The 13,675-nt window shown below is 65.6% G+C and carries 9 protein-coding genes; 4 read left to right on the forward strand and 5 right to left on the reverse strand.

The window, feature by feature from the left end:
* Window positions 1-4 precede the first annotated feature (4 nt).
* A complete protein-coding gene (locus XH93_RS07895; RefSeq protein WP_194473067.1) occupies window positions 5-1,261 on the reverse strand; it encodes an aromatic ring-hydroxylating dioxygenase subunit alpha in 1,257 nt (418 codons plus the stop codon).
* Between the two features lie 121 nt (window positions 1,262-1,382).
* Between XH93_RS07895 and XH93_RS07900 the strand changes: the two genes are divergently transcribed.
* On the forward strand, window positions 1,383-2,156 hold the full coding sequence (locus XH93_RS07900; RefSeq protein WP_210340450.1) for an IclR family transcriptional regulator C-terminal domain-containing protein: 774 nt from the start codon (window positions 1,383-1,385) through the stop codon (window positions 2,154-2,156).
* A 3-nt stretch (window positions 2,157-2,159) separates the two neighbouring features.
* Here XH93_RS07900 and XH93_RS07905 read toward each other — a convergent pair whose 3' ends face one another.
* A complete protein-coding gene (locus XH93_RS07905; protein ID WP_139859124.1) occupies window positions 2,160-2,714 on the reverse strand; it encodes a chlorite dismutase family protein in 555 nt (184 codons plus the stop codon).
* A 287-nt stretch (window positions 2,715-3,001) separates the two neighbouring features.
* On the opposite strand from XH93_RS07905, the gene dnaG reads away from it, so the two are divergent.
* The 3 genes from dnaG to XH93_RS07920 all read left to right on the forward strand — a co-directional run bounded on the left by dnaG (window position 3,002) and on the right by XH93_RS07920 (window position 8,840).
* Window positions 3,002-5,011 (forward strand): DNA primase, encoded by a 2,010-nt coding sequence (dnaG, locus tag XH93_RS07910; RefSeq protein WP_194473068.1) that lies wholly within the window; start codon window positions 3,002-3,004, stop codon window positions 5,009-5,011.
* Window positions 5,012-5,374: 363 nt separating this feature from the next.
* Window positions 5,375-7,507 (forward strand): RNA polymerase sigma factor RpoD, encoded by a 2,133-nt coding sequence (gene rpoD, locus XH93_RS07915; protein ID WP_139481031.1) that lies wholly within the window; start codon window positions 5,375-5,377, stop codon window positions 7,505-7,507.
* Window positions 7,508-7,739: 232 nt separating this feature from the next.
* Complete coding sequence (locus tag XH93_RS07920) at window positions 7,740-8,840, forward strand: ISAs1 family transposase (protein ID WP_139480423.1); 1,101 nt, start codon at window positions 7,740-7,742, stop codon at window positions 8,838-8,840.
* Window positions 8,841-9,055: 215 nt separating this feature from the next.
* Here XH93_RS07920 and XH93_RS07925 read toward each other — a convergent pair whose 3' ends face one another.
* The 3 genes from XH93_RS07925 to XH93_RS07935 all read right to left on the reverse strand — a co-directional run bounded on the left by XH93_RS07925 (window position 9,056) and on the right by XH93_RS07935 (window position 13,272).
* Window positions 9,056-9,787: a cupin domain-containing protein gene (locus XH93_RS07925; RefSeq protein ID WP_246799507.1), complete on the reverse strand. Its 732-nt coding sequence runs from the start codon at window positions 9,785-9,787 to the stop codon at window positions 9,056-9,058.
* A gap of 350 nt (window positions 9,788-10,137) precedes the next feature.
* Window positions 10,138-10,374, reverse strand: coding sequence for a hypothetical protein (locus tag XH93_RS07930; protein ID WP_139481032.1), 237 nt, complete (start codon window positions 10,372-10,374; stop codon window positions 10,138-10,140).
* 102 nt (window positions 10,375-10,476) lie between these two features.
* Window positions 10,477-13,272 (reverse strand): CHAT domain-containing tetratricopeptide repeat protein, encoded by a 2,796-nt coding sequence (locus XH93_RS07935; RefSeq protein WP_194473069.1) that lies wholly within the window; start codon window positions 13,270-13,272, stop codon window positions 10,477-10,479.
* Window positions 13,273-13,675 lie beyond the last annotated feature (403 nt).

Here is a 13,675-nt window from a genome sequence, read left to right on the forward strand (position 1 = left end):
GACCTCAAACGCCCATCCGCGCGCGGTAGGCCTTCCAGAAGCCGCGCACCGAGGCCTCGGTGACCCGGCTTTCGCTGGAGTCGGTGCCGGAGCCGCCCATCTCGATGATCGCCTGCTCATCGGGCGCGCCCAGGATGCCGCGCTGCACGAAGCCGCCGACGCAGCCGTCCTCCATCGAGATGTAGCCGGCCGGGCCGACCAGATTGGCCTGCTTCAGCCGCGTCATTCGCTGCTCGGGCGTGTCCTCGGCGAAGCCCAGCAGGGTCCAATGCAGGTCGGTCTTGTCGGGACCTCGGGGAACGATCTGCCGGACCGCGATGGCGTTCTGGATCTGCTGCAGCACGAAGGTCGGAAACACCGATAGAATCTGCAGCGTCGTGTTGTCGGGGAATTCCTTGAAGCTCTGCAGCAGCGACGGATCGGCGAGCTTGAACTCGCTGTCGGAGCGCAAATCCTGCGCGTCGTAGTCGCTGCTTTTCGCAGCATTCGGATCGATGGCGGAGAAGCTGACATGGTGACCACCCGTGGGATCGACGATGATCCCGCCGGTCTGCGACAGACGGTTGAGCTCGAAGGTCGTGAAGAACAGATGCAGGATGCTCGCGTGGTAGGAGTCCTTCACGTTCTCTATGTAGAGCTTCCAGTTGTTGGGCAGCGCCTGCGTGTAGCGGCCGAGCACGACCGGCGTCCGCCCGCTCATCACACGTCCGATCCGGGAATAGATCTCCTCGCCGAGATGCTCCTCCAGCGGCGGCACGTCGTTGGAGAAGCTGCCGAACACGACGCCGAACGCTTCGGCGAGCCGGAGCTTGCGCGGGTTGTGCTGCTCCATGCAGAACGAGGGCGGCATGCCGCCCTTGCCCTTGATGCCTTCCTTGAACGCGACCTCCTTGAGGTTGCCTTGCCGGTCGTAGCTCCAGGCGTGGTAGACGCAGGTGAATGCTTTGGTGTTGCCACGGCTCTCCAGCGCGATCAGGGCGCCGCGATGCGCGCAGCGGTTCTCGAACGCATAGAGCTCGCCGTCTGAATCGCGCGAGACGATCACCGGCGTGTCGCCGACAAACGTGGTGACGAAGTCGCCGGTGTTCTTCACCTCGATCGCGAGGCAGAGAAAGTTCCAGCTCGGTCCCTGGAAGATCCGCTGCTGCTCGGCGGCGTAGATCGCCTTGTCCTGGAATATCCAGAACGGAACGCGCGTCACGCCGTCGTTCGACCAGACGCGATCGCTTGCGCGCGGCGTGCCGCTGACCTGATCCAGCATGAATACCTCCCGACTCCGTGGCGCGCGGTCGTTGCCAGCGCCGTGATTTGTTCGTATAACGAACAAGTGATCAACCTAGAATCATTCCGAATTTTCCTGTTGTCAACACGGCGTCCAGAGCATGCAGGATTGCAAAACTGAAGCACGGTTGCCGGAGGGCATGGCCGGCCTCGCCAAGGGATTGGCGATCCTCGAGGCCTTCTCGCCGCGGCGAAGGCGCCTGACGATCACGGAGGCGGCGGAGGTGTCAGGAACGTCGCGCGCCTCGGCGCGGCGATGCCTGCTGACGCTCGCCGAGCTTGGCTATCTCGACTTCGACGGAAAATACTTCCGGCCGCAGGCGCGGCTGCTCGCATTGAGCTCGGGCTATTCCGGCTCGCGCTCGCTGCCGGAGATCGCGCAGCCATTCCTGGTGTCGGCGCGCAACAGGCTGAACGAGTCGATTTCGCTCGCGGTGCTCGATGGCCAATCCGCGCTGTTCGTGGCGCGGGCCGAGGCCGAGCGGCTGGTGACGACCGGCATCCAGCTCGGAACGCGCATCGACCTGTATTGCTCGGCGACCGGGCGGGTGCTGCTCGGCGGCTGGCCGGACGATCGCGTCGCCGACTATCTGGACGAGACGGAGATCACGGCCCGCACCCGGCATTCGCTGGTGAAGAAGGCGGCGCTGCGCGATGCCGTCAAGCAGGCACGAGCGAACGGATACGCCACCACCGACCAGGAGCTCGAGATCGGGCTGCGCTCGATCGCGGTGCCGGTGTTCGACGGCCGCGGCAACGTGGTGGCGGCGATGAGCGCCAGCGCGTCGTCGGCGCGCGTTACCATTTCGCAGATGGTGAATACGTTCGTGCCGGCCCTACGGGCGAGCGCCGACGGCCTCGGGCGGATCGCCTAGATCCTAGATTTCCCGCTCGACGCGGACGTCGACCTCGCGCTCGACATAATTCCATTCCTCGGTCGCGCGCAGCATGGCGACCAGCTCGTCGAACAGCGCCGCATGTTCGGGCGCGAATTCGAACCAGGTCAGAAAGTCGAAGGGCACGCCGAGGTCGCGCGAATGGTAGAGCTGCCGCGCGATCGCCGGCAGGTATTTCAGGGTCCCCGAGATGTGGTGCGACTTGTCCTCGAAAATCTGGCGCCGCTCGTCCTGGGTCAGCTCCCACCAGGCGGCGGATTTCCGGATCGGGATCAACGCCGCTTGGGTTGCCTCGCTGCGGCCGAGCCCGGCCTGCACCGCGGCAAGCTGCTCCTTCTCCGCCTTCTCGGTGTAGCGCAAATGGCTGGCGACGCCGGCGAGCCGCCATGCGGTTTGCGACGGCAACAGCGGCAGCGCGATCGCCTCGCTCGCAATCACCGAAAGCGCCGCGACCTTCGGCAACGTCTCGCCCTTGATCCGGGCGATCGACGTCACCTTCCAGCCGCCGCTCTGTCCGCCTCTGAATGTCGTAAACATGGCGCCATCCAAGCGCGGAACCGGGGAGAGGGCAAGTCAGCCACATGGTCACTCCACTTGTCATTCCGGGGCGGCCCGAAAGGGCTGAGCCCGGAATCCATAGGCCGACGATGCGGATGCATGGAGTCCGGGCTCGTGCGGAGCCTGTCATCGGGCCGCGCCTGTTGGCATCGCCCCGGAATGACGGGGGTGTGGATACTATGGATAGCGGGTGGAGGCGGATAAACTTGGTGGTCTGAGGAATTCCCCACTATATCGATGATCGTTTCGTACCGAACCCGAGCCAGATGCGTTTCACGCCGGAATTCCTCGATGAGCTGCGCGCCCGGCTTCCGGTCTCGGAAGTCGTGGGCAGGCGCGTCAAGCTCAAGAAGGCCGGGCGCGAGTGGAAGGGGCTGTCGCCGTTCCAGCAGGAGAAGACGCCGTCGTTCTTCGTCAATGACCAGAAGCAGGCCTGGTTCGACTTTTCGTCCGGGCTGAACGGCAACATCTTCGATTTCCTGATGAAGACCGAGGGCGTGACCTTCCCCGAGGCGGTGGAACGGCTCGCCGCGATGGCGGGTGTTCCGCTGCCGGCGGTGACGGCCGATGCGGCGCGGCATGAGCAGCACCGCCGCACCCTGCACGACGTGATGGAGCTGGCGGCAAAATTCTTCGCCGACACGCTGGCCTCGCGCCACGGCGCCAAGGCGCGCGGCTATCTCGCCGACCGCGCCATCTCGCCGGCCACCCAGCTCCAGTTCCGCATGGGCTACGCGCCGCCGGATCGCTTTGCGCTGAAGGAGCATCTCGGCGCGCAGGGCATTTCCACCGAGGACATGGTGGAGGCCGGGCTTCTGGTGTCCGGCGAGGACAAGCCGGTGCCGTTCGACCGCTTCCGCGACCGCGTGATGTTTCCGATCACCGACGCCCGCGGCCGCGTCATCGCGTTCGGCGGCCGCGCGCTGGAGAAGGACGTTCCGGCAAAGTACCTGAACTCGCCGGAAACCACGCTGTTTCACAAGGGCGACAACCTCTACAACCTGTTCACCGCGCGCCAGGCCGCGCATGACGGCGCGCAGCTGATCGTGGTCGAGGGCTATGTCGACGTCATCGCGATGGTGACGTCGGGCTTTCCCGGCGCGGTCGCGCCGCTCGGCACCGCGCTGACCGAGAACCAGCTCGCGCTGCTCTGGAAGATGGCCGACGAGCCGCTGCTCTGTTTCGACGGCGACCGCGCCGGTCAGAAGGCAGCTTACCGTGCGGCCGACCTCGCGCTGCCGCATCTCAAGCCCGGCAAGAGCCTGCGCTTTGCGCTGCTGCCGGAAGGCCAGGACCCCGACGATCTGGCCCGCTCCGGCGGCCGCGGCGCGATCGAGGAGGTGATCTCGGCGGCGCGTCCGCTCGCCGACATGATCTGGTCGCGCGAGATCGAGGGCGGCAGTTTTGGGACGCCCGAGCGCCGTGCCGCGCTGGAGGCGCGGATCGGCGAACTGACCAATGGCATCCGCGACGAGGTAGTGCGCCGCTATTACCGCCAGGATCTGCAGGATCGGCTGCAGCGCACTTTTGCGCCCGAGGGCGGCCGCGGCGGCTACGGCAAGGGCGGTTACGGCGGCGGCAATTTTCGCGGCGGCCGCGGCGGCGAATCACCCCGCCAATTTGCACCCCGCGGCCCGGCGCAGGCCGGCCGGTTTGCCCCCAAGGGCGCGCCCACCCCCGGGATTTTGCGGGGGCCGTACCAGGCGGCGAGCCCGCAGCTGGCGAATAGCCCGATCATGCGGGGACAGCGCAGCGCGATCTCCCGTCGTGAGGCCCTGATCCTGCAATCCCTGATCAACCATCCTTGGCTGCTACACGACCATCTGGAGGAGGTCGCGGCCCTCGAGCTCGCCCATCCCGAGGCCCACAAGCTCCGCGCGGCCATCATTGCGGCCTTCGCCAACGATCACCACCATTCCCTGGACGAGGAGGAGCAGGCCGAGAAGATGCGGGCCGATCTCGAGGCTGGTGGATTTTCGCAGGTACTTCAAAGGGTTGAGCGGGCGATCACAACCCAGGCGGTGTGGGGTACGCAGATCGGTGCGGCGCGCGAGGATGTTTTATCGACGTGGCGCCAACTTGTTGCCTTGCATCAGAAAACCCACGCCTTACTTAGGGAAAAAAAGGATGCGGAAGCGGCCTTGGCGGAGGACTCCAGCGAGGCCAATCTGGCATGGTTGCAGGATATCCAGGCCCGGATGGCAGAAGCCGACGGGACCGAGGCCCTGATCGAGGGGTTCGGCGAATTATCGGGCCGGTTCCAGCGTAATGTCTGATAACAAAAATGCTGCGGACGGCGCTGGCCGCACCCGCGAAAAGACTCGCCAAATCCATGGTTTGGCTGCAAAAACAGGGTTAAGCGAAACTTAATAGCTAACGTAGCATTTTCAGGCGAAGTGGTTCCCGGTTCGCCGTCCGAAAATGCGTCAGATTTAAAATCTGTCGCGTCTTCCGACCGTAAAACCGGTATCCACTTTTACGGAAGACGCGACGGGCTATTTCAGAATGGAAACCGTCGAGACGGATCAAAGGGGTGGCGAAACTTGCGCCGCCCTTTGCGCGTCGAGAGTTATCAGATGAATTGTGCGAGATGCGCGCGTTGCGCCATTCCGCACGACCGCGTTTCGGGAGCTTAGTGAATGGCCACCAAGGCAAAGACGCTGCAGGTTAAGGACAAGGAAAAAGACGACAAGGCAGCGGATGCCCCTGAGAAGGATTCCGCTGACGCGCCGTCGCCGTTGCTCGACCTGTCGGATGCCGCGGTGAAGAAGATGATCAAGCAGGCCAAGAAGCGCGGCTTCGTGACCTTCGATCAGCTCAACGAAGTGCTGCCCTCCGACACCACCTCGCCCGAGCAGATCGAGGACATCATGTCGATGCTCTCGGACATGGGCATCAACGTCACCGAGGCCGACGACAGCGAAGGCGAGGACGAAAAGGACGACGGCGACGACGACACCGACAACGAGCTTGTCGAGGTCACGCAGAAGGCCGTCACCGAGGTCAAGAAGAGCGAGCCCGGCGAGCGCACCGACGATCCGGTGCGGATGTATCTGCGCGAGATGGGCACCGTCGAGCTGTTGTCGCGCGAGGGCGAAATCGCGATCGCCAAGCGCATCGAGGCCGGCCGCGAGGCGATGATCGCAGGCCTCTGCGAAAGCCCGCTGACCTTCCAGGCCATCATCATCTGGCGCGATGAATTGAACGAAGGAAAGATCTTCCTTCGCGACATCATCGATCTCGAAGCGACCTATGCCGGCCCGGAGTCGAAGGGCGGCATCAATCCGAACCTGATCGCTGGCCCCAATGGTGAGGGCGCTGCGACTGAAGCCACTGGCAACGGTGCCGACGCGGCCGCGCCCGCCCATGTCGCGCCGCCCGCGGCGCCGCCGGCGGCAACCCCGTTCCGCGCCGCGCCCGCTGGCGGCGAGGCCGAGGCCGAGGAGAAGGATCCCGGCGAGGCCGCCGCCGAAGCCGACATGGACGACGACGAGTTCGAGAACCAGATGTCGCTCGCCGCCATCGAGGCCGAGCTGAAGCCGAAGGTGGTCGAGACCTTCGACAAGATCGCCTCCGAGTACAAGAAGCTGCGCCGCCTGCAGGAGCAGGACATCGCCAACCAGCTGCAGAGCGAGTCGCTGTCGCCCTCGCAGGAGCGCAAGTACAAGAAGCTGAAGGACGAGATCATCGTCGAGGTGAAGTCGCTGCGGCTCAACCAGGCCCGCATCGATTCACTGGTCGAGCAGCTCTACGACATCAACAAGAAGCTGGTCTCGTTCGAGGGCCGCATGATGCGGCTCGCCGACAGCCATGGCGTGGCGCGCGACGACTTCCTGCGCAACTACCAGGGTTCGGAGCTCGATCCGCGCTGGCTCAACCGCGTCTCGAAGCTCTCCGCCAAGGGCTGGAAGAACTTCGTCCATCACGAGAAGGACCGCATCAAGGATTTGCGCCACGAGATCCAGTCGCTGGCGGCGCTCACCGGGCTTGAGATCGGCGAATTCCGCAAGATCGTGCACGGCGTGCAGAAGGGCGAGCGCGAGGCCCGTCAGGCCAAGAAGGAGATGGTGGAAGCCAACCTCCGCCTCGTGATCTCGATCGCCAAGAAGTACACCAACCGCGGCCTGCAGTTCCTCGACCTGATCCAGGAAGGCAATATCGGCCTGATGAAGGCGGTCGATAAGTTCGAATACCGCCGCGGCTACAAGTTCTCGACCTACGCCACCTGGTGGATCCGGCAGGCGATCACCCGCTCGATCGCAGACCAGGCCCGCACCATCCGCATCCCCGTGCACATGATCGAGACGATCAACAAGATCGTCCGCACCTCGCGCCAGATGCTGAACGAGATCGGCCGCGAGCCGACCCCGGAGGAGCTCGCCGAGAAGCTCGGCATGCCCTTGGAGAAGGTGCGCAAGGTCCTCAAGATCGCCAAGGAGCCGCTGTCGCTGGAGACGCCTGTCGGTGACGAAGAGGATTCACACCTCGGCGATTTCATCGAGGACAAGAACGCGATCCTGCCGATCGATGCGGCGATCCAGTCCAATCTGCGCGAGACCACCACGCGCGTCCTGGCCTCGCTCACCCCGCGCGAAGAGCGCGTGCTGCGCATGCGCTTCGGCATCGGCATGAACACCGACCACACGCTGGAAGAGGTCGGCCAGCAGTTCTCGGTCACCCGCGAACGCATCCGCCAGATCGAAGCCAAGGCGCTGCGCAAGCTGAAGCATCCGTCAAGGTCGCGGAAGCTGCGGAGCTTCCTGGACAACTGATTTTTGCGATCCATCGCAACAAGAACGGCGGGCAAGAGCCCGCCGTTTTTTGTTGCTGGACCGCGCCACTTTTGTTGCTGGACCGCGCCACATCTCTCACGCCAGCGCCCGCGGCCACCCCTCTCCCCAACCCCCCCCTTGCGGGCAGGGGAATCGCATATGAGTAAAACGCGGCTTGCGGATCGCCGTTTGAGAGATTCTGTTGTGGCTTTCTCTTTGTGGAGAAGGCCCGATGCAGTCTTACATCTCGATATTGCGAGAAGTGCACGATCCTCGCGACATCAATGCCCGTCACCCGATCGGAACTATACTTTTTCTGACTTTGGCGGCGACGCTGTGCGGAGCCAAGAGCAGCGCCGAAGTGGCCGACTTCGTGGAAGCTCGTGTGGAAGAGCTTTCCGCGATCGTCGATCTGCCGCATGGGGCACCGAGCCACGATACTTTCAGTCGCCTGCTCCGCCTGCTCGATCCGGACGAACTGGCGAAGGCGTTTACGGCCTTTATGACGGCGCTGCGGGCGGAGCTCGGGTTAGGGCCGGCACCGGGGGTTGTGGCAATCGACGGCAAAAGCCTACGGCGCGGCTACGAGAAGGGGCGGGCCTACCTGCCGCCATTGATGGTGAGCATCTGGGACACCCAGACACGAGTGGCCATGGCCCAAGCGCGTGCGCCCGGCGGAAACGAGGTGGCCGCAACCCTGCAATTGCTGGGCAGCCTTGTCCTCAAGGGCTGCACCGTGACGGCGGATGCACTGCATTGCCACCCGGCGATGGCACAGGCGGTATTGGACGCCAAGGCCGATTATGCTCTCGGTCTCAAGGCCAACAACGGTCCGCTTTACGCGGAGGCCGGGCGCGCCTTCGCGAAGGCGGGCGAGGCCGTTCCTGCGCTGGCCACCGAGGAGAAGGCTCACGGCCGGATCGAGCGGCGCCGTGCGAGCGTGGTGCCAGCTCCGGCCGCAGCCCGCGCCTTGCTGCCTGGCCTCAAGGCGTTTGGTCGCATCGAAGCGGAACGCACGCTGGCCAGCGGCAAGCGCGAAACCGCCACGCGCTATATTGCGCTCTCGCGCAAGCTCCCGCCGGAAACACTGGCCCAAGTCGTGCGTGCACATTGGAGCATCGAGAACCAGTTGCATTGGATTCTCGACGTCGTATTCGACGAGGATGCCGCGCGCACTCGCAAGGATCATGGACCGGAAAACCTTGCTGTGATCCGCCGCCTTGCTCAGAACATCTTGCGAATGCATCCCTCCAAAGCATCCATCAGCAGCAAAATGCGCCGCGCCATGTGGAGCAAAGACTTCTTCTTCGAACTCTTTACTCATATGCGATAGCCCTGCCGCAAGGGGGGAGGGAGCCTGAGAAGCGTGCTCACCTCACACCGCAACGCGTCTCGTAGCTTGCGCGAAGCTTCAACGTCGATCGCGCGTAAGTGAAACACCGGTGGATGGGCTCCCTCCCCCCTTGCGGGGGAGGGTGGGGAGAGGGGTGCCGCTTGCTCCGCTGCCGATCGCGCGCGAGAACAGCACCCTCAGCAACGATCAAACTCTCATCCGCGGCTGCCGCCCAGCGAGATGAACGCCATCAGGCACGGCTCCGGCAACGGGTTGCGCCAGCGGTGTCTTGTCCCGTTCTGCACCACGCAGTCGCCCTGGCGCAGATGCACCTTTTCGCCGTCGTCGAGCTCAAGCGTCATCTCGCCGCGAACCACGATGCCGTAGTCGATGGTCTCGGTGGTGTGAAAGCCGGGCGCGTTGCGCTCGAAATGGTCGCCCATGCCGGGGACCTTTTCCGTCATCTCCTTCAGCCCGCTCTCGAAGGTGACGCCCGCCGGCGGCTTCCAGCCCTCGGGCCGCTTCGGCGGATAGGAGATCAGCCGAAACATCGTCCCGCCGGGGCCGGGGAACGCCTTTGTTCCGCTCAGCATCGGGTCCGGCTCGAGGCCGGTGAGCCGCGGCACGCCTTCGGTCATGTAGAGCTCGTAGAAGGTCAGTCCCGGATTGGCGTCGATCTCGACCACCTTGCTGGTGACGTCGACCGACTTGAACACCGACTTGCCGGCCTCATTGCGCCCGGTCACCACCCGCTTTGGCGCGGGCAGTTCGCTGGCGTCCTTGGCCTCGGTGGTGCGTGATATCGCGGCGAGGGCGCCGCCGCCGGCCAGCGCGGACAGCGCCTGCAACAGATGACGCCGGTCGTCGCCGTGGATTGGCCGGGACGCGGGCGCCTCCGGAGAGTGGGTCCTGCGCCGCGGCCACCAGCGCCAAGCGAGCCTGCTCATCGATATCCTCCGCTGTCTTGATTGTTGTCGTGGGCCTCGCGCATGCCGGCGCCTAAGGGATCGCGGACTCAAGGGAAAGCGGAAAAAGGGGGAGCGCAACGTCAAGGCGAGCCGTGCTCAGCCTAGAGCATGATCCGGAAAAGTGTGAAGCGATTTTCCGAAGAGATCATGCTCAAACAAAGAGCTAAAGCGCGATGACGATTCGACCAAATCTCATCGCGCTTTAGGGGGCGGCGATCCGGCCGGCAAATGATGCGGCCGCGGCAGATCGCCTCGTATCGCGCGGCGCGACACATCGGGCCGGCGGGCATCTTGCGCGCCGCGAACCGGCGAGGGGAGGGAGGAGCGCGTTACTTCTTCTTGGCGCCGACGCGGGCGATGCTCTTGATCTCGAGCGGCGGGCGGCCGCTCTTTTCCGCGATCTCGCGGTCCTGCTCGTGGATGTAGGCGCGCGCCGGTTCGTCGCCGTCGAGGCCGCCGAGCAGCTCGGCGGGCACGCGGCGGTTGGAGCGCTGCGAGCCGTCTTCATAGACGACGTTGAAGAAGGCGAATTCGCCTTTGGGATTGGTCCCGGGTTTCTTCGGCATGCGCGGCTTGTGATCGATCGGAGCCGCACTGTCAAAGCAAATCGCCGCGTTTTCGCGCCGGTCTGCCCTGCGGGATTCGCCCGCAAATGCCCCTTGCGAGCCTCACCCCTCGAACAGCACGAATGCCGCCCAGACGGCTGGATCGGCTGCGCCCGTGACCTTGCCGTCGCGGGCGTCGCGCCTGGTCTGGCGCAGCGCGTCCGAATAGGTCAGGCCGCTGGCGAGGTGCTCGTAGAACCGCACGGCAAAATTCGCGGTGCCTTCGTCGGCGACCGGCCACAGCGTTAGCAGCGACCGCCGCGCGCCGGCGATGCCGAGCGCGGTCGGCAGGCCGCGCAGGCCGGAGACAAAGCTCTCGTCGCCGCGGCCGGTCTCGCAGGCCGACAGCACCAGCAGGTCGAGCCCGGACAGATCCCAGTCCATCAATTCGAAGGCGTAGAGATAGCCGTCGCCCTCGTCGGGCACCGGCAGGCGCAGATCGCCCGCGCCTGACAGCACGATGCCGCTCTGCCAGAGCGTGTCGAGGCCCGACGGCGTCGAGTCGTGATAGAAGCCGTGGGTCGCCAGATGCGCGATGCGGACCTTGCCGATCGCCTTGCGCAGCACGGTTTCGCCGACGCCGCCCCCGGTCAGCATCTCGACCGCAGCTCCACGGGCGCGGGCAAGCCGCGCGATCGCCTCGATCTCGGTTTTGGTCGCGGGCAGCGGCATCGGCCCCGGCACGCCATAGTCGATGCCGCCGGCGAGCAGGATCGCGCCGCGCTGCTCCAGCGTCTCGCGCGCATGGATCACGATCAGCGCATCGGGGCTGGTCAGCATCCGGATCGTGAAGCGATCCTCCAGCAGGCCGCCGTCGCGGCCCGACAGCAGCGCGAACGGCACCGCGAACAAAAATCCATCCGGCACGATGTAGAGTGTGGTCTTGTCCGCGAGCAGCGGCTCCAGCGGCGCGATCAGCCGCGCCTCGAGGTTTTGGAAGCGGCCGCTTGTCGCAAGATCGGGCACCGTCGCCCGGGTCGAGCGCAGCCGCGCGATCTCGGTGCGCACGCCGACATCGACCATGCGGCCGGGATCGCCGAGATTGACCACCCGCGGCTCGGCCTGCGCGGTGCCGATGATGGCGTAGAGCACGGTCGCCGCCAGCGGCGCCTCGGACTGCCGGTCCGCCTTCCATTGCCGCGTGATGAAGTAGTTGACGACGGCTTCCCGCGGCGCCAGCAGTTGCGCCGGGCGGACCGGCTGGCGCGGCAGCGTGACGCCGATCGCGGCCAGCCGCTGGTCGAGCGCCTTCTCGGCCTCGTCCTGGCGCCGCCACACCGCGCGCGCCCAGTCGTCGATATTGCCGGACGAGAACAGCTCCTGCTTCTCGCCATTCAGCCGCAGCGCGGTGCGCAGCAGCCGCGCGGTCTCCTCGTCCTTGCCGGCGAGCTCCGTCTCGAGCTGGCGCAGCGCGGTGGCGTCGGCGCCGCCGAGCGACTTCCAGCGCAGCACCGCGGCGGCAAACGCCGGCTGCGCCACCGATGTGCCGGCGCCGGTGGCGAAGCGGCCGAACGCGAACAGCAGATGATCGGCATGGGCGCGGATCGCCTCCGCGACGGCGCGGTCGCCGGCGGTGCCGATCTCGCGCTTCATCCAGTCGAACATCGCGCGATCGAGCGCGGCAAACTTTTGCACGGCGAGCCTTGCATCGGTCGCGATCAGCGCCTCGGCGATCCCGAGCTCGATCTCGAAACTGACCGGATGCTGCGCGGTGAAGGCGCGCGTCGAGATCTTGAGCGCGGTCTCGCGCAGCCGCAGGCCCTTGTCGCGCTCGCCGCGCTGCTCGCGCTGGCCTGCGGCGAGCACCGCGGCCTTGATCCGCAGAAAGTCGGCGAAATTCTCCTCATTGGCGACGATCGCCTCCAGCCGCTCGAGGTTGGCCGCCGGCATCGCCGTGTCGCCCGCGGCCAGCATGTCGGTATAGAACAGCCAGGCGTCGGCCTGCCCGGCAAAGCTCGGATCGTTTGGCGCCAGCACGGCCGCGATCGCGCGATGCCGGCGAAAATAGCGCCGCGCCTCGTCGAAGCGGCCGAGATTGAGAAAATCCTGGCCGGCATTGTTGACCGTGACCAGCGTGTTGAGGTGGTTCTCGCCGTAGTGTTTGGCGCGTTTCTCGATCGCGAACAGGTCGAGCTCGAGCGCCTTGGCCGGCGCGCCGATCTCGCGCAGCATGTCGGCATAGTTGTTGGCGAGCTTCCAGGTGGTGCGGTGATCATTGCCGAGCGCCTTCTGCGCCAGCTCGAAATTGCGCCGGCCGAGATTGGTCGCGGAGGCCGGCGAGCCGTTGGCCGAGAGCGCCACCGCGAGCTTGTCGTTGGCGATCAGCGATTCCTCCGAGCCTTCGCCCCAATAGCCGTTGAACAGGGCGATCGCCTTCAGATAGAGCGGCACCGCCTCCTGGATCCGGGCGTGGTCGGAGGTCAGGATGGCGTATTCCAGCAGCACGTCGGCATTGGCGGGCGGCGATTGCGCCGCCGCCTTGCTCTGCATCGCCCGCACGAACAGCTTTTCGGCGAGCTCGTCGCGCTTGACCGCGCGCAGCGCCGAGGTCGCCTGGTAGTAGCAGCCCATCACGAACTGGGCGTCCTCCGGCTTGCCCGTCACGTCGAGCCGGTCCGCCGCGTCGAGCGCGGCGACGAGTTGCGCGTAACCTGCCTCGGCCTTGCTGCCGCGGGTCAGTGCAATGGCGGCCTTCAGTTGCGCGGTGACAGCCTGCGTGGTGGCCGAGCCCTGTGCCGGACGTTTTGCGCGGGCATCCTGCGCGGCGGCGATGCCGGTGGTGACCGCGAGCGTCGCGCCAAGCGCAGCCAACCCGATCGATGCGGCGATGATGCGCGCAGCCAGTCCGGCAAATCTCATCGGCAGGCACCTTCGTGGTGATCGGTCATCGGCCTCGCTTTAACGGTGCGGCGTTGCATGAACAAGACGGGACGAATGAGGCGGCGGACGGCTTCTGCGAGCTCCGTTCTCCTTGGTCGCGGCCGGTTCATCCAACGTTCACGGACCCTTCCTTCTCCCCTTGTGGGAGAAGGTGGCGCGAAGCGCCGGATGAGGGGTATGCTTCCGCGAGTGCGGTGTACGTGGAGATATACCCCTCACCCGAGCGCATTCCTGGCTGACGCCGGTGCAGCCCTCTCCCACAAGGGGAGAGGGCGCAGTAATAGCCGCCGTGCCTTTTCGAGGCCGATATCGCCAGCGCATTCTTCCTTCTCCCCCTGTGGGAGAAGGTGGCAGCCGAAGGCTGCCGGATGAGGGGTATGCC

This window comes from Bradyrhizobium sp. CCBAU 51753 (genome assembly GCF_015291565.1).
GTDB classification, from domain to species: domain Bacteria; phylum Pseudomonadota; class Alphaproteobacteria; order Rhizobiales; family Xanthobacteraceae; genus Bradyrhizobium; species Bradyrhizobium ivorense.

Excerpts from the sequence above, each read along its gene's own strand:
- XH93_RS07935 (WP_194473069.1), bottom strand. The coding sequence starts at position 13,272 with ATGAGATTTGCCGGACTGGCTGCGCGCATCATCGCCGCATCGATCGGG.
- dnaG (WP_194473068.1), top strand. The coding sequence starts at position 3,002 with ATGCGTTTCACGCCGGAATTCCTCGATGAGCTGCGCGCCCGGCTTCCG.
- XH93_RS07905 (WP_139859124.1), bottom strand. The coding sequence starts at position 2,714 with ATGTTTACGACATTCAGAGGCGGACAGAGCGGCGGCTGGAAGGTGACG.
- XH93_RS07900 (WP_210340450.1), top strand. The coding sequence starts at position 1,383 with ATGCAGGATTGCAAAACTGAAGCACGGTTGCCGGAGGGCATGGCCGGC.
- XH93_RS07925 (WP_246799507.1), bottom strand. The coding sequence starts at position 9,787 with ATGAGCAGGCTCGCTTGGCGCTGGTGGCCGCGGCGCAGGACCCACTCT.
- XH93_RS07895 (WP_194473067.1), bottom strand. The coding sequence starts at position 1,261 with ATGCTGGATCAGGTCAGCGGCACGCCGCGCGCAAGCGATCGCGTCTGG.
- rpoD (WP_139481031.1), top strand. The coding sequence starts at position 5,375 with ATGGCCACCAAGGCAAAGACGCTGCAGGTTAAGGACAAGGAAAAAGAC.
- XH93_RS07920 (WP_139480423.1), top strand. The coding sequence starts at position 7,740 with ATGCAGTCTTACATCTCGATATTGCGAGAAGTGCACGATCCTCGCGAC.
- XH93_RS07930 (WP_139481032.1), bottom strand. The coding sequence starts at position 10,374 with ATGCCGAAGAAACCCGGGACCAATCCCAAAGGCGAATTCGCCTTCTTC.